Source organism: Pseudomarimonas arenosa (genome assembly GCF_014841215.1).
Classification (GTDB): Bacteria; Pseudomonadota; Gammaproteobacteria; order Xanthomonadales; family Xanthomonadaceae; genus Pseudomarimonas; species Pseudomarimonas arenosa.
In genome coordinates this window covers 1-18,873 of sequence record NZ_JACYTR010000042.1, presented here as the reverse complement: position 1 = coordinate 18,873, position 18,873 = coordinate 1, and the positions used below count along the sequence as shown (strand labels likewise).

The following is an 18,873-nucleotide window of genomic DNA, read 5'->3' as shown; positions in this document are numbered from 1 at the left end:
AATTGGCAACACGGCATCTGATAGTCTTGATCTATCGGACACTGCCCTAGGCCAGCCATGAACATTCGTGATCTGCGTTATCTGGTGGCCTTGGCCGATCTCAAGCATTTCGGCCGCGCCGCCGAGGCCTGTCATATCAGCCAGCCCACCCTGTCGACCCAGCTGAAGAAGCTGGAGCTGGAGCTGGGTGTCGCCCTGATTGAGCGCGCGCCGCGTCGCGTGATGCTCACCGAAGCCGGCAAAGAAATCGCCGAGCGCGCGCGCAAGATTCTCAGCGAAGTCGAGCAATTGCGCGAAGCCGCCCGCCAGGCGGCTGACCCTGAAGCGGGCAGCATCCGTCTGGGCCTGTTTCCCACCCTCGGTCCCTACCTGCTGCCGCATGTGGTGCCGCGGCTGAAACTGCGCTTTCCGAGGCTCGAGCTGCTATTGGTGGAAGAAAAGACCGAAGTCATCTTGCGCATGCTGCGCGAGGGCAAGCTCGACGCAGGGATCCTCGCCCTGCCGATCCACGCCGATCAGCTGCATGTGGAGCCCTTGTTCGAAGAACCCTTCCTGCTCGCCGTTCCCGAGCATCACCGGCTGGCACAACGCAGCCATCTGCAATTGCGCGACCTAGCCGAGGAGAGCCTGTTGCTGCTGGAGGACGGCCATTGCCTGCGTGACCAGGCACTGGATATCTGTCATCTGGCCGGGGCCGGCGAGAAGCCGGGGTTTCGCGCCACCAGCCTGGAAACGCTGCGGCAGATGGTGGCCGCCAATGTCGGCATCACCCTGTTGCCCGTACTTGCCATCAAGCCACCGGTACCGCGCTCGGACAGCATTCGCCTGCTGCAGTTCGATGATGCCAAGCCGAGCCGTCAGGTCGCCATGGTCTGGCGCAAGAGCTCGGCCCTGGAGCCCTTTCTGTTCAAGCTGGTCGAGGTGCTGCGGCAACTACCCGAGCAGCTGCTCAGTGCCACCGCCGAATGCGGCAAGCCGGTCAAGGGTGCGCGTCGAGCGGGGCGTTCGACGTCGAACTATTGATCTCGGCAAGGCAGCCGATGCTGGACCGGCGACTCCGCCGTCGCCCGATCGGCGGCGGACCGCGATCGGCGACCGCTGATCCGTCGTTCTCTACCTGACGTCGATCAGGTCACTTTCTACCGCTCGTCGGATTGTGAGCCTATGCACGGATTTCACATCGAGCTGCCCCCTTGCGTCAGTTGTGACGTCTGGGTCACACTTCAGCGCCGCCGCTAAGCGTACAAAAGTGACGTGAGCTGTCAGCGGCAATGGGGTTTCGCAGAACCTGAATACCCAAAACCGAGTACAGCCACGGTAGTCGCTGCAGGGGAGCGATCTGCCCGTCGGTGTTGAGATTTTTTGACGAGGTGGAGCATGAAATACCTGACGCGCATGTTGGCACTGACCCGTTTTCTGCTGCTGCGCAAGCAGTGGAAAGACATCCGTGGCGTGCTGAATCTACTCACCCGCGATCAAGAGAACGTGCTGGGCGCGATGGTCTACGGTGAGCTGCAACGCGCCGCCAAGCACCCGGTGCCGCGGTTCTATGCCTCGCAGCAAATGGAAGCCTACAGCCCGTGGGGCGATGCGCTGACCGCGGCCTGGGACAAGATCTGCAGTGACGAGCCGCAGGTTCAGCTGCGTGGTCTGGCCGTATGGCTGGCCGTGGCCTTTCACGAGACCCACAACGCGGCGCTGCCGATGTTGTCGCGACTGAACAGCGAGATTTCCGACAGCGTCGCGCGCTATCGTCAGTTGCACGAACGCCTGCTGGCCATTCGCGCCGCGGCTTGACGATCTCGGAAGGGGCGAAAGCTACGAGCCTTTGCTCTCGCGGTTTCAGGCGATATCAGGTGCGGCCGCGCCGCACCCCCAGCAACTATCCGTAGGCAGCAACGAGCTATACGGTGCGCCTCGGCGCACCGAACGGGATCACCGCCGGGCACTCGCGCGAATTTCGGGAGCAGCGCGCACGATCATTGCGCCGCTCAGGCGACCCAATAGCGTTGAGCGATCGCGCGATATAGCCCCGGCAATGCCTCCAGAGCGGCCAGGTCGATCGCTTCATCGATCTTGTGAATGCTGGCATTGACCGGTCCGAGTTCGACCACCTCGGCGCCCAGCGGGGCCACAAAGCGGCCATCCGACGTGCCGCCACCGGTGTTCTCGTCGGGCACGCGACCCAACTGCTCGAGCAAGGCCTCGCGGACCGCGGTGCGCAGACGTCCTTCGCCGGTATAGAACGGCTCGCCCGAGCGATGCCAGTGAATCTCGAAGTTCAGGCCGTGCGTGCGCAGTAAGGTTTCGATCTCGGCGATCAGGGTGTCGGCGCGCCAATGTGGCGAATAGCGCAGATTGAACTGCACCTCGGCGCTACCCGGAATCACATTGCTGGCACCGGTACCGGCATTGAAATTGGCGATCTGCAGGCTGGTGGGCGGAAAGTCTGGATAGGGCTTCGGGTCCCACTGCCGCTCACACAAGGCCTGCAGCGCCGGCAAGGCGCGGTGGATGGGATTGACTGCCTTGTCCGGGTAGGCCACATGCCCCTGTACGCCCATCACGCGCAGATTGGCGGTCAAGGAGCCGCGTCGGCCGATACGCACCACATCGCCGAGCTCCTTGGCCGACGAGGGCTCACCGACCAGACAGGCATCGATGACCTGGCCTCGATGTCGGAACTCCTCGCACACGCGACGCACGCCATCCAGCGCGTCGCCCTCTTCGTCCGAGGTGAGCAGCAGGGCCAGGGTGCCCGGATGATCGGGCTGATCTCGCAGCAGGGCCTCGATCGCCAGCACGAAAGCCGCCACACTGCCCTTCATGTCGGCCGCACCTCGGCCGTGCAGCACCCCGTCACGAATGCTGGGCATAAACGGCGGAGAGGCCCAGTCCGAGGCCGGTCCGCTCGGCACCACATCGGTATGACCAAGAAAGCAGAGCACGGGCGATCCGCTGCCATGGGTTACCCACAGATTGCGCACCGCGCCGAACGGCAGATGCTCGATCGTGCAGCCAGCCGCTTCCAGACGCCGCGCAATCAGCTCCTGACAGCCGCCGTCTTCCGGCGTCACCGAGACGCGCCCGATCAGCTCCGAGGTCAGTGCCAATACATCTGATGCTGTCGACGCCACCATCAGCTCCGCAGCGAGAAGCGCAGTTTATAAGCCTTGTCGCTGAATCCCACCGCCACGGCGCCGCTCGCGTCAACCGCGACAGGCCGTTTCACCAAGGCCGGATACTCCTTGATCAGCAGTGTCCATTCGGCCGCCGTACCTGGGGATTTTCTGCTCTCGGGCAGGCCACGCCAGGTCATGGAAGCGCGGTTGACCAATTTCTCGAAGCCGCCCAGCTGCGCTGCCCATTCCTTGAGCGTCGCCGCGGCAACCGGATGTTCCCGGTAATCGACGAAACTGTGCTCGATCGTGTTGCGGTTCAGCCAGTTGCGCGCCTTCTGGCAGGTATCGCACTTGTTCAGCCCATAGAGTGTCAGGCTCATCGCATCTCCTTGCGTTGTCGTGGCCGGTCGCCGCCTTGCTCTTAACGCGGCGCTTCCTCACGGAGCAATTCGTTGATCGAAGTCTTGCTGCGGGTGCGCTGGTCGACCTGCTTGACGATCACCGCGCAGTACAGGCTGTGGCTGCCATCCTGGGCCGGCAATGCGCCCGACACCACGACCGACCCGGCCGGCACGCGACCGTAGCTGATCTCGCCGGTCATGCGGTTGTAGATCCGCGTACTTTGTCCGAGGAACACACCCATGCCGATCACCGAGCCGCGCTCGACAATCACGCCCTCCACCACTTCTGATCGTGCACCGACAAAGCAGTCGTCTTCGATGATGGTCGGGGCCGCCTGCAATGGCTCAAGCACACCGCCAATGCCCACTCCGCCGGACAGATGGCAGCGCGCGCCGATCTGCGCGCAGGAACCGACCGTGGCCCAGGTATCGACCATGGTGCCGGCGCCGACGAAACCACCGATGTTGATGAAACTCGGCATCAGCACCACATCGCGACCAATATGCGCACCGCGTCGCACCACCGCTCCCGGTACTACCCGCGCGCCCAGGGCGCGGAACTCCGCTTCGTCAAAGCCGGCAAAGCGCGCCGGCACCTTGTCCCAGAACGGCGCCGGGTCGGCATCGATCAGCTCCATGTCATTGACGCGGAAATACAGCAGCACCGCTTTCTTCAGCCATTGATTGACCTGCCACTGACCGGCTGCCAGCGGCTCGGCGACACGCAATTGCCCGGCCTCCAGCAGGGCCATCACGGTTTCCACCGCGGGCCGGGTGGAACCCTCGATCTCGGCGCTGGTCAGTTCGGCACGACGATCGAATGCACTCTCGATCAGGGGTTTGAGTTCGTCGGTGGGCGACATGCGGCCTCCTTGCTGTGGGTCGCTCGTATCAGTGAAACAACATGTTCGGCAGGCAGGCCGTCGGTGGGCGGCACGCCCACCCTACGAGATCGTCAGATTCAAGGCGAATCGTAGGGTGGGCCTGTGGCCCACCAGCCATGACGATGGGGTGATGAGACGATCTCACTGCCCTATCCGCGCGTCCGGTCGGCTTCGATCACCGTCACCATCGCTTCGCGCAGGCGCTGTTGCGCGGCCTCGTCGAGCGGTTCGTCGGCCTCGTTCGAGAGTTGGAAGAAGTCTTCCACCCGTTCACCGAAGGTAGCGATGCGCGCGTCATGGACCCGCAGCTGCTGTTCGCGAAACACCGCACTGACCATGGCCAGCAATCCCGGTCGATCGGCACAGACCAGACTCAACTCGCTGCGTCCACTGCCATTCTCGCTGAACTCGATGCGCACCGGCACGCGGAAATGCTTCAGCTGACGCGGAATGGCGCGGCGCACGGCAGGCGCCGACAGCGGCGTCTTTGACAGCACCTCGGTCAGCGACTCGGCCACGGTGGCCGCTCGACGCTCCGGCGAGATGAACTCGCTGCCGGCATCCAGCACCTGAAAGGTGTCCAGGCTCATGCCCTGAGTCGAGGTCAACACACGCGCTTCCACCACGTTCAGGCCGAGCCGATCGAGGGTGGCGGTGACCGCGGCAAACAGTCCGTCGCGATCAGGGGAGTACACGAAGACTTCAAGCGCCCCGGGCCGATGATGCGGTCGCACCAGCACCCGCGGCTGATCCAAGGGGGCATCGACGATACCCATGGTCTGCCAGACGATCTGGGCGGGCCGATAGCGCAGGAAGCTTTCCTCGGGAAAGCCGCTCCAGACGCGGTCGATCTGTGCTTCGCTCAAACCGTGCGAAAGCAGCACGGCACGCGCTTCCTCACGCGCCTCACCGACCCGCTCCTCGCCATGGGCGATATTGCGAATCCCACGACGCAGAGCAAAGCGGGTGGACCCGTACAGATCGGCCAGCAGGCGATCCTTCCAGGCATTCCACAATTTGGAGTTGGTGCCGGCGATATCGGCCACGGTCAGTAGATAGAGGTAGTCGAGCCGTTCCCGCTCTCCCACCACGGCGGCGAACTTGCTGATCACTTCGGGATCGGCGATGTCCTGCCGCTGCGCGGTGATACTCATGGTCAGGTGTTCGCGGACCAGCCACGAGACCAGCTCGGAGTCAGCCGCCGACAGGCCATGTTCGCGACAGAAGTCCAGCGCGTCGTCGGCGCCCAGCTTGGAATGATCGCCGCCGCGACCCTTGGCGATGTCGTGAAACAGCCCACCGAGCAGCAGCAGCTCGGGCTTGCGCAGCCGCGGCCAGACTTCGTAGGCCAGGCTGAAACGCTGCTTCGATGCCTCGTCGCGGAAACTGTCGATATTGCGCAGCACGGTCAGCGTGTGCTGATCCACCGTATAGACGTGGAACAGGTCGTACTGCATGCGCCCGGAGACTTTGCCAAACGCCGGGATATAGCGCCCCAGCACCCCCAGATGCGCCATCCGGCCCAAGGTGAGCGCCGCATGATCGTGGCGAATCATGCGCATGAAGAGATTTCGCGCATCGGGCTCGTCGCGCAGCGATTCGTTGACCAGATCCAGCGCTTCGCCCAGCGCCCGCGCCGTATTGGAATGCAGCCCACGCAAGTCGGCGGTGTTCTGCCAGACGTCGAACAGGCGCATGATCAGCAGCGGCTCGGTGGTGAAACGCTCCGGCTGCTTCAATGCCAGATACCCGCCGAAGGCTTCAAAGTCGCCATCGATTTCAACATGGCTGACATCGCCTGACAGGCTTTCCTCGAAGCGCTGCATCAGCCGCTCGGACAATCTCAGCACCAGGGCAGCACTGCGAAAATAGCCTTGCATCAGCTGTTCGACGGCCAGATTTTCCTTGTGCTCGTCCTTCAGCCCCAGGCGTTTGGCCAGGGTGGTCTGGTGCTCGAACAGCAGGCGCTCTTCACGCCTGCCGGCGACCAGATGCAGGCCAATGCGCAGTCGCGCCAAGGACCACAGCTCGCGCTGCAGTGTGTCGGCCTCATCGCTACCGAGCAGGCCAATGCCCTGCAGATCACATACGCGATCGACGCCACTCAAGCGCTTGCTCAACCAGGCCAGGGTATGCAGATCGCGCAACCCGCCCGGCCCCTCCTTGAGGTTCGGTTCCAGGTTGTAGGCAGTGTCGTTGTAGCGCGCGTGGCGCTGCCGCAGTTCGCCGCGCTTGCCTTCGAAGAAGGCCTTGGGCGGCCAGAACTCGGGCGCATTCAGCGCCGCCTTCAACGACTCCAGCTCACGGCGTTCGCCGACCAGCAATCGCGTGTCGAGCAAGGCGGTGGCCACGGTGAGGTCTTCACGCGCCACCTCGATGCATTGGCGAATGCTGCGCGCCGCGTGCCCGGGCGCCAGCCCGGCATCCCACAGACCAGCGAGGAATTCCTGAATGGCCTGCTGGGCAGCATCCTGATGCGCCGGTTCGCCGAGAATCAGCAGGTCAATGTCGGACTGTGGATACAGCTCGCGACGGCCATAGCCGCCGGTCGCCAGCAAGGTCAGCCCAAAGGGCTCGCCGGCGACGATGCGCCAGCCCGTCCTAACCACCTGATCCACCGCGCGACAGCGCAGCAACAGCAGCTCTTCGGCCTCGGCGCCCATGTCGAAACGCTCGGCCAGCAGCCGATGGGTTTCGTTCAATAACTGTCTTGCGGTGTCACGCCATTCGTCGACACCGACGCTTGTGAGGTCGATACTGAAATCCTGAGCTGGCTGAGTTCGAACCATTTGAGCCCTAGCTCTTGGAGGCCCCTTAAGTTAAGGGGCCGGCTGTGTGCAACGCACACAGTGGGGTTGTGGAAGCGAGATCCCGTTGATCGCAGCCGACATCCTGGCCGGCTGTAGGCCTGGTCTCGCCAGCCTTAGTTGCGTAGCCACTCTTCGTCGTCTTTGCGCAGGGTCAGCACGTCGAAACCGTCTTCGGTCACCGCGATGGTGTGTTCCCACTGCGCCGACAACGAGCGATCGCGCGTCACCACCGTCCAGCCATCAGGCAGCAGCCGCGTGTGACGCGCGCCGGCATTGATCATCGGTTCGATGGTGAAGGTCATGCCCGGCTTCAGCACCAGGCCGCTGCCAGGCTCACCGTAGTGCAGCACCTGCGGTTCCTCGTGATAGACCTGGCCGATCCCGTGGCCGCAATACTCGCGCACCACAGAAAAGCGCTCACCCTCCGCGAAGCGTTGGATGGCATGACCGATGTCGCCCAGGGTGGCACCGGGCTTGACCATCTTGATGCCGCGCCACATTGCTTCGCGCGTCACTTCAACCAGTCGTTTCGCCAGCACCGAGCCCTCCCCGACAATGAACATGCGACTGGTGTCGCCGTGCCAGCCATCGCGGATCACAGTGACATCGATATTGATGATGTCGCCATCCTTAAGCACCTTGGCCGCACTGGGGATGCCGTGGCAGATGACATTGTTGACTGAGGTACAGATGGTCTTGGGAAAACCGCGGTAGCCGACATTGGCCGGAATCGCCTTCTGCTCATTGACGATATGGCGATGGCAGATATCGTCCAGTTCCTCGGTGCTGACGCCAGCCTTGACATGCGGCGCAATGATTTCCAGCACCTCGGCCGCCAGCCGACCGGCGACACGCATGGCCTCGATTTGCTCGGGGGTTTTGATGGTCACAGACATGCGCGGCAGTGTCCCATACTTGTGTCGATCAAGGCCAGCCGCTATGATTCGCCGGCTTTGCCATAAGTTCATGCGTATTTCATGAGCCAAGGCGGCCGCCACGTCGAGCGTATCGACGAATCCACACCCGCGTCGATCAGCCGTGCCGGGGTGCCAGGAACCTCTGATTTTGCAGAGTTTTTGGTTCGTCACGGTAGCCGCGGGGAGGTTTAACCCCGGAGCCAGTGCGTCCCTCACACCTATCTCATAGGGCGTGGCTCCCTTTCGCAAAGGACACATCAATGCCTCAAGTCACCATGCGCCAGATGCTGGAAGCCGGCGTGCATTTCGGTCACCAGACCCGTTACTGGAACCCGAAGATGGGCCCGTACATCTTCGGCGCCCGCGGCAAGATCCACATCATCAATCTGGAAAAGACCCTGCCGCTGTTCACCGACGCGATGAATTTCGTCTCCGGCCTGGCACAGAAGCGCGGCACCATCCTGTTCGTCGGCACCAAGCGTTCGGCCCGCGAAGCGGTGAAAGACGAAGCGATCCGCTGCGGCATGCCGTTCGTGTCGATGCGCTGGTTGGGCGGCATGCTGACCAACTTCCGCACCGTCAAGCAGAGCGTGGCTCGCCTGAAAGAGCTGGACGCGATGGAAGCCGAGGGCAACTACGGCAAGCTGGTCAAGCACGAAGTGCTGGGCCTGCAGCGCGAGCGCGCCAAGCTGGAAGCCTCGCTGGGCGGCATCAAGGCCATGGACCGTCTGCCGGACGCCCTGTTCGTGATCGACATCGGCCACGAGAACATCGCTGTACAGGAAGCCAAGAAGCTCGGCATTCCGGTGATCGCCGTCGTTGACACCAACTACGACCCCAACCTGGTCGACTACGCCATCCCGGGCAATGACGACGCCATCCGCGCCGTACAGCTGTACACCCGCGCCGTGGCCGACTCGGTGCTGGAAGGCAAGGCCGCTGCGCCGATCGTGGCAGAGACCCAGGACGAGTTCGTGGAGCTCGACGCCGAAGGCAACCCGGTGGCCGGTGACGCTGGCGACGGCGAGCGCAAGAAGTCGAACGGTAAGGGCCGCGAGCGCGCCCCGGGCGGTGCCAAGCGTGGTGCCGGTCGCCGCGACAAGTAAGTCGCTGACATGAGGCGGTCACCCGGCGCACGGATACTGAGGCGCCGGGTGTGGTGCAAGCCAACCGCCTCGCTCCTGCCGCCTAGCGGCACGTTTCATTCACGAGGTGACCCACGGTCACCCGAAGCCTGTTGAGGATCCCATGGAAATCACTGCAAGCCTGGTCAAGGAACTCCGCGAGCGCTCTGGCGCTGGCATGATGGAATGCAAGAAGGCGCTGGCCGAGAACGGCGGCGACATCGAAGCGGCCATGGAGTTTCTGCGCAAGACCGGTCTGGCCAAGGCCGACAAGAAGGCAGGCCGCGTGGCCGCCGAAGGCCGGATCGCGATGGCACAGAGCGGCGGCAACGCCGTGCTGGTCGAAGTCAATTCGGAAACCGACTTCGTGGCTAAGGACGAGAACTTCGTCGCTTTCGCCAACAAGGTCGCTGAAATCGCCCTGGCCAGCGGCGCTGCCGACGCCGAAGCACTGAAGGCGGCTGCCTATGACGGCGGCACGGTGGAAGAAGCCCGCGCGGCGCTGATCGCCAAAGTGGGCGAGAACGTGCAGGTGCGTCGTCTGGTGCGCGTCGCTGGCGACAACAACGTCGCTGCCTACGTGCACGGCGGCCGCATCGGCGTGCTGGTCGAAGCCAAGGGCGGCTCGGAAGAGCTGGTCCGCGGCGTCGCCATGCACGTGGCGGCGATGAACCCGCAGTACCTGGCTCCGGCTCAAGTGCCGGCCGAGTTCGTGGCCAAGGAAAAGGACATCGCCCTGGCCCAGATGAGCGACAAGGACAAGGCCAAGCCGGCGGAAATCCAGGAGAAGATGATCGCTGGCAAGATCAACAAGATCCTGTCGGAGATGTGCCTCACCGGTCAGGCCTATGTGCTCGACACCAATATGACCGTCGAAGCGGCGGCCAAGAAGGAAGGCGCGGAGATCCTCGGCTACACCCGTATCGCTGTCGGCGAAGGCATCGAGAAGGTGAAGGAAGACTACGCCGCGGAAGTGATGAAGCAGGCCGGCCTGGCCTGATTCCACCCTCAGCATCGCGTTTCGACAAGACCCCGGCACTGCCGGGGTTTTGTTTTTGCGCTCAGCGCCAGCCCACCGAACAAGAATCTCGCACGGCAAACCGGGACCCAACTACTTCGCCCGTGCGGCGCGCTGCACGATGCCACCCTGGTGCAGGACAACGGCGACCACCTTGCCGGCGCCGTCGCGTTCAAACTGCAATTCGGCGTCGACGATCTTGTAAAAGAAGCGATCTTCGCCGCGGGCAAACACCGGAAAGGCGGGTTGGCCAGTCAGCTGGGCCATCAAACCCTCAGCACCAAGTTTCACCGACAAGGTGGCCCCTGGCGCGAAATCGAAGGCGCCGACAAAAGATTCCAGTACTGAGCGTTCCACCGCCACTTCCTGTTTTGCCTGGCTGACAGCCAACTCGGCCGAACGCTCGGCTCGCTGAACCACACCGTTCTGCACCAGTTCCAGGCCAATCACAGCACCCGCTTCGCGCAGGAAGTGCAGCGCGGCATCGACTTCGCCGAATGCGTACCAGTCCTTGTCGACTGGGTGCAGACCGAACGCAGGTTGACCAGTTGCCTGGGCCACCAGTACACCTTGTTCCACAAAGACGCCAATGCCGAACTGCTGGTTCAACTGATACTGGCCGAAAACCGACTGATCAACAGCTTCAGACGGCGGTTCGATCGGCGCGACACCGAGCGCGGCGAGCCCGACATTGGTCGGATCGGCATCACCGCTGATCAGGATCGCCACGCCCCTGCCATTGTCGGGCCGAAACCCAACAAAGCTGTGGAATCCCGCGGTGCCACCGTTGTGCCAGAACACCGGTTGACCGGCGGCACGGGCGACATGCCAGACACGGGTGATTTCGAACGCATCGGCCGGACCGGTAATGTGCAGATCCGCGTCGAGCACGTGCTTCAATTGATGCGGATGACTGCCGAGATAGCATTGCACCAAGCGCGCCAGATCGCTCACGCTGCCCCATAAGGCACCGGCGCCAGCCAGGGCATCTTCGAAGCCCCAGGCCGGCACTTGCGTGCCGCCACTGAATGCCATGGCCGCATTGGCGTCGCCGACGAAGGCAGTGCGCTGCATGCCCATCGGCTTCAATACAGACTGTTCCACTGCCGCGTGATAGCCGTCGCCGATGGCCCGACCGAGCAGATGTCCGAGCAGACCGACACCAAAATTGGAGTAGGTGTAGAAGCGGCCCAAGGGCTGCTTTGCGCGCGCCGTCGCCACGCCCTGGTAGAGCTCGGTCTCGCCATACCCAGCGTAAGGATCAGCACTGTTCGCCAGTGACAGATTCGCCGGCAGACGTGGTAGACCGCTGTGATGGGTAGCGAGGGACTCCAGGGTGATGGTTGCCACCGCCGTGTTGCTTGGCTTCCAGGTCGGCGGCAGCAGGCTGGCAATGGTGGACTCATAGCGCACCTTGCCATCCGCCACCGCTTCGGCCAGCAGCAGGTTGGTGAACACCTTGCTGATCGAACCAATCTGAAATTGAGTGTCGCGGTCGGGAGCGGCCCCTTTTGCGCCATCGATGGCGCCGAACGCTTTGAACGCGACCTGGCGACCGTCGATCTCGGCGACGCTGGCAGCGGCGATCTTGCCTTGCGCGTGCTGGGTGTTGATCCAGCTTTCAAGATCGGCGGCGGCGAAGGCAGCTTGGTTCATCCACAACAGGGCTCCAAGACTCAGGGTGAATGCGCGAGCACCACTGAAAGGGCGGGTCATACACCATTCTCCTTGTTCAGAACTTGCAGTTGCCGGCCGATATCCTCGGCCAGAGCACGGAATCGGGTGCGCGCGGCCACCTTGTTGGCCTTGCCGATCAACGCACAGAAACCAAGTACGACCGCGATGTAGATCCAAGTACCGAGAGTTGGCGCGCGCACCGACAGCACCAGACCCAGCACGCCGATGGCGCAGGGCGCCAGATACCAGATCCAGATCGATTCCAGCATGCGCGCCTGAGCCAGCATGGCCTCGCGTTCTTCACCGAGGTACTCAAGCAGCGGTCGATCGGCGTGCAGGGTCGGCATCTGGCGTCGCGAGTACCACAGCCGCAGGGGCACGAATCCGCCCCATAAGGCGATGAACAGCGCAAAGCCAGCGCGCAGCAGGTGGCCCTCGGCTGCCGAGTCCCAGGCGACCCAGACAAACAACGGCGCAACCAGCAGTGCCACCGCGGTCTCAAGGCGGTCGCGGCGCTTGACGGTGGCGCGCAATTGGCGGTCGCGCTCGCGCAGCGCCTCCACATCGGCCGGCGCCTGGATGGTTTCAGCGGCGCTCTGCCAGCGCTGACGTAGAGTGTTCCAATCCATTAGACGTGCTCCAGAAATTGGGCTTCAAAGCGTTGCCGCAGACGGGTCATGCGCACCGCTACGGCGTTCTCGCTGAGGCCGAGCACCTCAGCGACCTGTCCACGCGACAGACCCTCCAGATCAAGCAGAAGCAGGGCACGCTGCACAGGATCAAGACCGGCCAGAAACGCCTCAAGCAGTTGCATCTCGTCCAGAGCACCACCGGCATCCGCACTTTCGGCAACGCTGTCCAAGGACTGGTGCAGCGGCGTCGGCTGACGGCGAAAGCTCAACGCCGTGTTCAAGGCGACCCGGTAGACCCAGGTTGAGCGTTCGCTGCGTCCTTCGAAACGGTCGAAGCTGCGCCATAGTTGCAGGTGGATCTCCTGCATCAAATCAGGCACATCCTGCGGCGCTGCGTAATGGCGGGCCAGGCGCGACAAGGCAGCTCGATTGTGCTGCAGCATCTCGGCGAAGGCGGATTCAGGGTCGGACATCGAGGCGCCGAGTTAGGGGTTCAGAAAGATTAGTCGCAACAAGTGGCGAAAATTTTCATCGCTGCGAAATCTGCCCCGCAACACTCAGCCCATCCTCGGCATGCACTGAGCGCTGGGCGCGCCCAGGTCCGTCAACGATCAGATCAGTCGCCCAGCCACTGGCTACAGGCGATCTCCACTGCGGCCCGGCAAGCGGTCGGCGCTGCCGCAGTCGCCGTTCAGCATCCAGTTCCGCCGCCTGACCTGATCAATGATGGTCCACTCACGAAGGCACTGTTAATCTGCCACTGCCTAACGACTCTCGTTGCAGCAGAGGTTGCCATGCGATCGATACTCTTCGGCCTGATCACTTGCCTGATCCTGAGCGCCTGCAATGCGGCCACCAATGGCAGCAACGGCCCGCAATCGGCGGCCAATGAGGACACTGCGTCCGGCCAGAGTTTGCCGCCCACCAGCGTCTCCAGCCAGATCGGCAAGCTCAAGCTGCAAACCCTGACTACCGCCCTTTCCCACCCCTGGGGCATGGCCTTCCTGCCTGATGGCAGCGTGTTGATCTCCGAGCGCGCCGGCCGGCTGCGCCACTACACTGCCGAGGGCGGCCTGTCAGCCCCGCTGCAAGGCGTGCCTGCGGTGAAAGCCGAAGGTCAGGGAGGTCTGCTCGATGTCGCCCTTTCGCCGCAATTCGAGAGCGATCGACTGGTCTATCTCAGCTACGCCGAGCCCGGCGATGACGATAGCTCCGGCACCGCCGTAATTCGCGCCAAATTGGACGGCCAAGCGCTGACCGATGCGCAGGTGATTTTTCGACAATCGCCGAAGATCGTCAGCGGCCACCACTACGGCTCACGACTGATCTTCGATCGCGATGGATTCCTGTTCATCAGCCTGGGCGATCGCGGCCAGCGCCCGATGGCGCAGGAACTCAACAACCACATGGGCACATTGATCCGGCTGAATGCCGATGGCAGCGTGCCAGCCGACAACCCCTTCGTTGGTCGCGACGATGCCCTGCCGGAGATCTGGTCCTACGGCCACCGCAATCAGCAGGGAGGCGCACTCAACCCGTGGACCGGCGCCGTGTGGACGCACGAGCACGGCCCGCGCGGCGGCGACGAGGTCAATGTTCCGCAAGCAGGCAAGAACTACGGCTGGCCAATCATCACCCATGGCATCAACTATTCCGGATTGCCCATTCCAGAAGCCGAGGGCAAGGCAAAGCCGGGCCTGGAATCACCACACTACGTTTGGGAGGTCTCGCCGGCCGTCAGCGGCATGGCCTTTTATGCCCACGACAAGGTGCCAGCCTGGCAACACAGCCTGTTTGTCGGCGCCATGGCGCAGCGGGCGCTGATTCGCCTCAGCCTGGAGGGCGATACCGTGGTCGCCGAAGAACGGCTGCTGGAAAAGCAGGGCTGGCGCATTCGTGATGTCGAGGTCGGCCCCGATGGCGCGCTGTACCTGCTGACCGATGAGGAACAAGGGCGGTTATTGAAGCTGGAACCCTAGCTAGCGAACGCCGCCCCTAGATCGGCGGCACGTCTCAGCTGTGGCTTTTCCCCGAACATGGCCTGGTACTTGCTGCGGCGAGCAACTTGACCAACCTCGACTACGGCGACCTATTGCCGCAACTGCGCGCACTGTTCGCCAGTCACGCCGAGCATCGCCCAGCCCGCGTTGCAGACGACCCAGCGGAGCAGGCTGAGACGAACGGAGTCACCACTCAACCCGCCCCGGCAGCAGAGCTCGCAGTTCGACGTCGGTGAGATTGCGCCATTGCCCAGGCTTGAGGGCACCCAGTTTAAGGTTGTCGATCCGCACCCGTCGCAGTTGGGTTACCCGGTAGTCGAATGCGGCTGCCATCAAGCGAATTTGCCTGTTAAGACCCTGGGTCAGCACAATTCGAAAGCCGAACTTGGCCAGCTTGGAAGTGCGGCACGGCAGGGTCATCTGACCGTGCACGCGTACGCCACGCGCCATGCCACGCAGGAATTCATCTGTCACCGGTCGATTGACCCCAACCAGGTACTCCTTCTCATGCTTGTTCTCGGCACGCAGGATCTCATTGACGATATCGCCATTGCTGGTCAGCAGGATCAGGCCTTCGGAGTCCTTGTCGAGCCGGCCAATCGGGAAGATGCGCTGCTGATGGCCAACGAAATCCACGATATTGCCCTTGACATCCGACTCAGTCGTGCAGGTAATGCCAACCGGCTTGTTAAGTGCGATATAGACGTGACGGCGGCCGCGCTTCTGACTGCGCTCGGGTAGAGGACGACCGTCCAGCAGCACCTCACTGCCCTCTTCCACCTGGGTACGGTAGGTGGCCGTCACTCCATCCACGCTGACCCGGCCCTGCGAAATCAACTCATCCGCCTCGCGGCGTGAGCAGTAGCCAGTGTCGCTGATGTGTTTGTTCAGGCGCATGCGGGGTGGCTCAGTGGGTTTCAGAAGCAGGGGGAAGATCGGGATCCGCCAGCGCGATGTCCGGCGTCTCCGGCGTCAGCAGGCGCTGCCAGCCAGCCTCACCGAGTTGGCGCAGGGTACGCATGTTCTGTCGATAGATCTCATCCGGATCGTCGAGCGCATCGACTACCCGAGAAATGCTCGCTTCGCGCAACAGATGCAGGATCGGAAACGGTGAGCGATTGGAGTAGTTCTCGATGGCGTTCTCCTCGCTATCGGCAAACTGGTAGTGCGGATGAAAGCTGGCCACCTGCAGCTCGCCAACCAAGTCGAGTTGTTCCAGGCAGCCGTCCGCCGCATTCAAGAACTCGTTGTAGTCGAGAAAGTCGTTCAACGCCCAGGGATGAATCAGCAGCACGGTCTCCACCTGATCAGCCGACACCGCACTCAAAGCACGCAGTTCCACCTCCAGATCGGCCAGCAGCTCTTCATCATCTGTGGCGTGGCTGACACGAAAGCGTACTCGCTTCTGCACATAGGGCGCGCGGGCGAAGGGACACAGATTCAACCCGATCACCGCCCGTTCCAGCCAGCGCCGGGTCTGAGCGATGATCTCCGCATCGTCGAGATCCGGGCCTTCCGTACTCACAACGCGCTGACCCGAAACTTGCGGCCCTTGATCTTGCCCTGCTGCAGGCGCTTCAGCGCCACGCCGGCCTGTCCGCGATCCACCGCCACGTAGGTACGGGTGGCAAACACATCGATCTTGCCAATCGCCTTGGCCGGCAGACCGGCATCACCCGTCAGCGCACCCAACACATCGCCGGGGCGCAGCTTGTCGGTCTTTCCGGCATCGATGCGCAGACTGCGCATGCTGGCTGGCAAATTGGAATCTCCGCTGGGTACCGGCAAGCGTCGCCACTGCAATTTGCCGCGGCACGATTCCAAGGCCAGGGCGCGCGGCATTTCCTTTGGCGTGACCAAGCTCACCGCCAGGCCGCTGCGCCCGGCACGACCGGTGCGGCCGATCCGGTGTTGATAGGCATCGGCATCGGTGGGCAATTCGTAGTTCACCACCATGGCCAGATCATCGATATCCAGGCCACGCGCCGCGACATCGCTGGCCACCAGTACCCGGCAGCTGCGATTGGCAAACTGCAGCAGCACCTCATCGCGATCGCGCTGCTCCATTTCGCCGTGCAGCGCCAATGCCGAACACCCCGCTGCCACTAGCGCATCCGCTACGTCGGCCACATCGCGACGGGTATTGCAGAACACTACGCAAGATTCAGGCCGCTCACTGAGCAGCAGCCTGCTCAGCGCCTCGGGCTTCTGCGACAGCACGGTTTCGATAAAGCTTTCCTCGATCGACGGCGCGTGCTGCTGCCCTTCAACTTCGACCCTGAGCGGCTCACGCATGAAGCGGCCCAGCTCGCTTTCCAGTTCTGCTGGCCAAGTGGCCGAGAACAGCAGGGTCTGGCGCTTCTCCGATGTCTTGCCGACGATCTCCCTTAACACGTCGATAAACCCCATGTCGAGCATGCGATCGGCTTCATCCAGCACCACACTGCGCACGTGACTGAGGTGCAGATGCTTCTTGCGCAACAGTTCCTGGATTCGCCCCGGCGTGCCCACTACCACGTGCGGATCGTGCTGCTCCAACGACGCGATCTGCGGTCCCAGCGCCACTCCGCCGTAGAGCAGACTGAGCTTCAGATTGGGCATGCCCACTGCCAGCTTGCGCAGCTGCTTGCCGACCTGATCGGCCAGCTCGCGAGTGGGACACAGCACCAGACCCTGCACCCGCGACAGACCGATGTCGACCCGGTTCAGCAAGGCCAGACCAAAGGCCACCGTCTTGCCGCTGCCGGTCGGGGCAATCGCCAGCACATCCTTACCGGCCAGCGCCGACGGCAGGGATTGCGCCTGCACCGGCGTGAGACGTTCGAGTTTCAGCGCATCCAGGCCGGGCAATAGGCTGGCCGGCAAGCCAAGTTCAGCAAAGCTATTCATCAGCGAATGATCGCCTGTTTGCGCATGCAAGGCGACTGATATCAGCATTGCTCGGCGAGAACCAGACCGAGGCGTCAAGGATTGGACCGGTCGGAACAAGGGATGCGGCTGGCGTTCCCCATTCCAGCTCGTATCATGCGAGTACCAACAGTCGATAGGAGTACGCCATGGGTGTGTTTGACGAATTGCTCGGCGGAGCCGGCGGCAAGCACAGCCCGCTGGAGTCGCTGCTGGGAAATCTGGGAGAGCACCACGGCAGCAATCCGCTGGGCGATCTGGTCGGGCGCGCTCTGGGCGGCGACCAAGCCAAGTCGGCCGCGTTGATTGCCGCTGCACTGTCCCTGGTCAAGCAGATGGGGGGCTTTGAAAAAGTGCTGGAGATGTTTCAGCAAAAGGGGCTCGGCGGACTGACCAAGACCTGGCTGTCGAAAGGCAGCAATGCGCCGCTGGCAGCCGACGAAGTGACGCGGGTGTTCGGCAAGGATGCGATCCATGTCGTGGCACAGAAGGCTGGCGTCAGCAACGATCAGGCCAGCTCGGCCCTGGGTGAAATGCTGCCCGAGCTGCTCAACCAGCTAAGCCCCAACGGCTCCTTGCTCGATACCCACGAGCAACTGCTCAGCAAGGGACTTGACCTGCTGTCCGGCCGCTGACTTAACATTTCAGTTGATCAAATGACTGAGCAAGCGAACAGTTCAGAAGCCTGCGAGCCATCCGGCCCGACCATCTGGGTCGACGCCGACGCCTGCCCGCGGGTGATCAAGGACATCCTGTTCCGCGCCGCCACCCGAACCGGCGTCGAGCTGCGCCTGGTCGCCAACCAATCGCTGGCTACGCCGCGACTGGCCAATATTCGCAGCATCACCGTGCCCTCCGGCCTCGACGTCGCCGACTCGGCCATCGTCGAACGCAGCCAACCCGGCGACCTGGTGGTCACCGCCGACATCCCCCTGGCCGCCGAAGTGGTGGCCAAGGGCGTCACCGCGATCAATCCACGCGGCGAGCTCTACACCCAGGAAAGCGTGCGCCAGCACCTCTCCATGCGCAACTTCATGGACAGCCTGCGCGGCGCCGGCGTACAAACCGGCGGCCCGGCCAGCTTTCACCCGCGTGATCGACAGGCGTTTGCCAACCAGCTGGATCGGTGGCTGGCGCGACTGCCTCACTCACACACGCACAACTTAAGGAAGGTCTGAACAAGTCCATCCTGGACTCTCAGACACGCCGAGCCCGGCACAGGTCCGGACTCAGTCTGGCCGCGAGGTCGAGCTTCGCTCTAACCCGGATATTTCATGAGGTCGCGCCGAAAGATTCGGCCATTCCAAGCGGGGCCAGAGTTTCGACCGATGGTGTTGAGATAACAGAGTGTTCGCGATCTTTCGGCGCTGGCACGGCCCTC

At 62.9% G+C, this 18,873-nt stretch carries 17 protein-coding genes and 1 pseudogene; 7 read left to right on the top strand and 11 right to left on the bottom strand.

Going from position 1 to position 18,873, the window contains the following annotated elements; genetic code table 11:
• The first annotated feature begins 57 nt into the window (after positions 1-57).
• The gene (oxyR, locus tag IFO71_RS15545; RefSeq protein ID WP_192030577.1) at positions 58-1,023 is read left to right on the top strand and encodes a DNA-binding transcriptional regulator OxyR; all 966 of its coding nucleotides are present in this window, start codon (positions 58-60) and stop codon (positions 1,021-1,023) included.
• 354 nt (positions 1,024-1,377) lie between these two features.
• A complete protein-coding gene (locus tag IFO71_RS15540; RefSeq protein ID WP_192030576.1) occupies positions 1,378-1,797 on the top strand; it encodes a hypothetical protein in 420 nt (139 codons plus the stop codon).
• Positions 1,798-1,991: 194 nt separating this feature from the next.
• On the opposite strand, the gene dapE is transcribed toward IFO71_RS15540, so the two are convergent.
• The 5 genes and pseudogenes from dapE to map form a co-directional block, all read right to left on the bottom strand.
• Positions 1,992-3,140: a succinyl-diaminopimelate desuccinylase gene (gene dapE / locus IFO71_RS15535; RefSeq protein ID WP_192030575.1), complete on the bottom strand. Its 1,149-nt coding sequence runs from the start codon at positions 3,138-3,140 to the stop codon at positions 1,992-1,994.
• A complete protein-coding gene (locus IFO71_RS15530) occupies positions 3,140-3,502 on the bottom strand; it encodes a Spx/MgsR family RNA polymerase-binding regulatory protein (RefSeq protein ID WP_192030574.1) in 363 nt (120 codons plus the stop codon). Before IFO71_RS15530 ends, dapE begins: the two co-directional genes overlap by 1 nt.
• A 41-nt stretch (positions 3,503-3,543) precedes the next feature.
• Positions 3,544-4,377, bottom strand: a pseudogene (gene dapD / locus IFO71_RS15525) (2,3,4,5-tetrahydropyridine-2,6-dicarboxylate N-succinyltransferase); the annotation flags it as partial.
• A gap of 179 nt (positions 4,378-4,556) precedes the next feature.
• Positions 4,557-7,196 carry a [protein-PII] uridylyltransferase gene (gene glnD, locus IFO71_RS15520; RefSeq protein WP_192030572.1) on the bottom strand — a complete coding sequence of 880 codons (2,640 nt, stop codon included), beginning with the start codon at positions 7,194-7,196 and terminating at the stop codon, positions 4,557-4,559.
• Between the two features lie 134 nt (positions 7,197-7,330).
• Positions 7,331-8,113: a type I methionyl aminopeptidase gene (gene map / locus IFO71_RS15515; protein ID WP_192030571.1), complete on the bottom strand. Its 783-nt coding sequence runs from the start codon at positions 8,111-8,113 to the stop codon at positions 7,331-7,333.
• A gap of 281 nt (positions 8,114-8,394) precedes the next feature.
• On the opposite strand from map, the gene rpsB reads away from it, so the two are divergent.
• Both rpsB and tsf read left to right on the top strand, forming a co-directional pair.
• The gene (rpsB, locus tag IFO71_RS15510; protein ID WP_192030570.1) at positions 8,395-9,240 is read left to right on the top strand and encodes a 30S ribosomal protein S2; all 846 of its coding nucleotides are present in this window, start codon (positions 8,395-8,397) and stop codon (positions 9,238-9,240) included.
• 142 nt (positions 9,241-9,382) lie between these two features.
• Positions 9,383-10,258: a translation elongation factor Ts gene (gene tsf / locus IFO71_RS15505; RefSeq protein ID WP_192030569.1), complete on the top strand. Its 876-nt coding sequence runs from the start codon at positions 9,383-9,385 to the stop codon at positions 10,256-10,258.
• A 111-nt stretch (positions 10,259-10,369) separates the two neighbouring features.
• Here tsf and IFO71_RS15500 read toward each other — a convergent pair whose 3' ends face one another.
• The 3 genes from IFO71_RS15500 to IFO71_RS15490 are packed head-to-tail and all read right to left on the bottom strand — an operon-like array spanning position 10,370 to position 13,058.
• Positions 10,370-11,992, bottom strand: coding sequence for a serine hydrolase (locus IFO71_RS15500; protein ID WP_192030568.1), 1,623 nt, complete (start codon positions 11,990-11,992; stop codon positions 10,370-10,372).
• Positions 11,989-12,582, bottom strand: a complete 594-nt coding sequence (locus tag IFO71_RS15495) for a hypothetical protein (protein WP_192030567.1) — start codon at positions 12,580-12,582, stop codon at positions 11,989-11,991. The genes IFO71_RS15500 and IFO71_RS15495 overlap by 4 nt, the downstream gene beginning before the upstream one ends.
• Entirely contained in the window at positions 12,582-13,058 is a 477-nt protein-coding gene (locus IFO71_RS15490) for an RNA polymerase sigma factor (protein WP_192030566.1), read from the bottom strand. The genes IFO71_RS15495 and IFO71_RS15490 overlap by 1 nt, the downstream gene beginning before the upstream one ends.
• Positions 13,059-13,379: 321 nt before the next feature.
• On the opposite strand from IFO71_RS15490, the gene IFO71_RS15485 reads away from it, so the two are divergent.
• On the top strand, positions 13,380-14,564 hold the full coding sequence (locus IFO71_RS15485) for a PQQ-dependent sugar dehydrogenase (protein ID WP_192030565.1): 1,185 nt from the start codon (positions 13,380-13,382) through the stop codon (positions 14,562-14,564).
• A 207-nt stretch (positions 14,565-14,771) separates the two neighbouring features.
• Here IFO71_RS15485 and IFO71_RS15480 read toward each other — a convergent pair whose 3' ends face one another.
• The 3 genes from IFO71_RS15480 to dbpA are packed head-to-tail and all read right to left on the bottom strand — an operon-like array spanning position 14,772 to position 17,474.
• The gene (locus tag IFO71_RS15480; protein WP_192030564.1) at positions 14,772-15,482 is read right to left on the bottom strand and encodes a pseudouridine synthase; all 711 of its coding nucleotides are present in this window, start codon (positions 15,480-15,482) and stop codon (positions 14,772-14,774) included.
• A 10-nt stretch (positions 15,483-15,492) separates the two neighbouring features.
• Positions 15,493-16,110 (bottom strand): DUF1415 domain-containing protein, encoded by a 618-nt coding sequence (locus IFO71_RS15475; RefSeq protein WP_192030563.1) that lies wholly within the window; start codon positions 16,108-16,110, stop codon positions 15,493-15,495.
• Positions 16,107-17,474: an ATP-dependent RNA helicase DbpA gene (gene dbpA, locus IFO71_RS15470; RefSeq protein ID WP_192030562.1), complete on the bottom strand. Its 1,368-nt coding sequence runs from the start codon at positions 17,472-17,474 to the stop codon at positions 16,107-16,109. Before dbpA ends, IFO71_RS15475 begins: the two co-directional genes overlap by 4 nt.
• Positions 17,475-17,641: 167 nt before the next feature.
• On the opposite strand from dbpA, the gene IFO71_RS15465 reads away from it, so the two are divergent.
• Entirely contained in the window at positions 17,642-18,127 is a 486-nt protein-coding gene (locus IFO71_RS15465; protein ID WP_192030561.1) for a YidB family protein, read from the top strand.
• Positions 18,128-18,148: 21 nt separating this feature from the next.
• On the top strand, positions 18,149-18,670 hold the full coding sequence (locus IFO71_RS15460) for a YaiI/YqxD family protein (RefSeq protein ID WP_192030560.1): 522 nt from the start codon (positions 18,149-18,151) through the stop codon (positions 18,668-18,670).
• Positions 18,671-18,873: the final 203 nt, after the last annotated feature.

Excerpts from the sequence above, each read along its gene's own strand:
- oxyR (WP_192030577.1), top strand. The coding sequence starts at position 58 with ATGAACATTCGTGATCTGCGTTATCTGGTGGCCTTGGCCGATCTCAAG.
- IFO71_RS15540 (WP_192030576.1), top strand. The coding sequence starts at position 1,378 with ATGAAATACCTGACGCGCATGTTGGCACTGACCCGTTTTCTGCTGCTG.
- dapE (WP_192030575.1), bottom strand. The coding sequence starts at position 3,140 with ATGGTGGCGTCGACAGCATCAGATGTATTGGCACTGACCTCGGAGCTG.
- IFO71_RS15530 (WP_192030574.1), bottom strand. The coding sequence starts at position 3,502 with ATGAGCCTGACACTCTATGGGCTGAACAAGTGCGATACCTGCCAGAAG.
- glnD (WP_192030572.1), bottom strand. The coding sequence starts at position 7,196 with ATGGTTCGAACTCAGCCAGCTCAGGATTTCAGTATCGACCTCACAAGC.
- map (WP_192030571.1), bottom strand. The coding sequence starts at position 8,113 with ATGTCTGTGACCATCAAAACCCCCGAGCAAATCGAGGCCATGCGTGTC.
- rpsB (WP_192030570.1), top strand. The coding sequence starts at position 8,395 with ATGCCTCAAGTCACCATGCGCCAGATGCTGGAAGCCGGCGTGCATTTC.
- tsf (WP_192030569.1), top strand. The coding sequence starts at position 9,383 with ATGGAAATCACTGCAAGCCTGGTCAAGGAACTCCGCGAGCGCTCTGGC.
- IFO71_RS15500 (WP_192030568.1), bottom strand. The coding sequence starts at position 11,992 with ATGACCCGCCCTTTCAGTGGTGCTCGCGCATTCACCCTGAGTCTTGGA.
- IFO71_RS15495 (WP_192030567.1), bottom strand. The coding sequence starts at position 12,582 with ATGGATTGGAACACTCTACGTCAGCGCTGGCAGAGCGCCGCTGAAACC.
- IFO71_RS15490 (WP_192030566.1), bottom strand. The coding sequence starts at position 13,058 with ATGTCCGACCCTGAATCCGCCTTCGCCGAGATGCTGCAGCACAATCGA.
- IFO71_RS15485 (WP_192030565.1), top strand. The coding sequence starts at position 13,380 with ATGCGATCGATACTCTTCGGCCTGATCACTTGCCTGATCCTGAGCGCC.
- IFO71_RS15480 (WP_192030564.1), bottom strand. The coding sequence starts at position 15,482 with ATGCGCCTGAACAAACACATCAGCGACACTGGCTACTGCTCACGCCGC.
- dbpA (WP_192030562.1), bottom strand. The coding sequence starts at position 17,474 with ATGAATAGCTTTGCTGAACTTGGCTTGCCGGCCAGCCTATTGCCCGGC.
- IFO71_RS15465 (WP_192030561.1), top strand. The coding sequence starts at position 17,642 with ATGGGTGTGTTTGACGAATTGCTCGGCGGAGCCGGCGGCAAGCACAGC.
- IFO71_RS15460 (WP_192030560.1), top strand. The coding sequence starts at position 18,149 with ATGACTGAGCAAGCGAACAGTTCAGAAGCCTGCGAGCCATCCGGCCCG.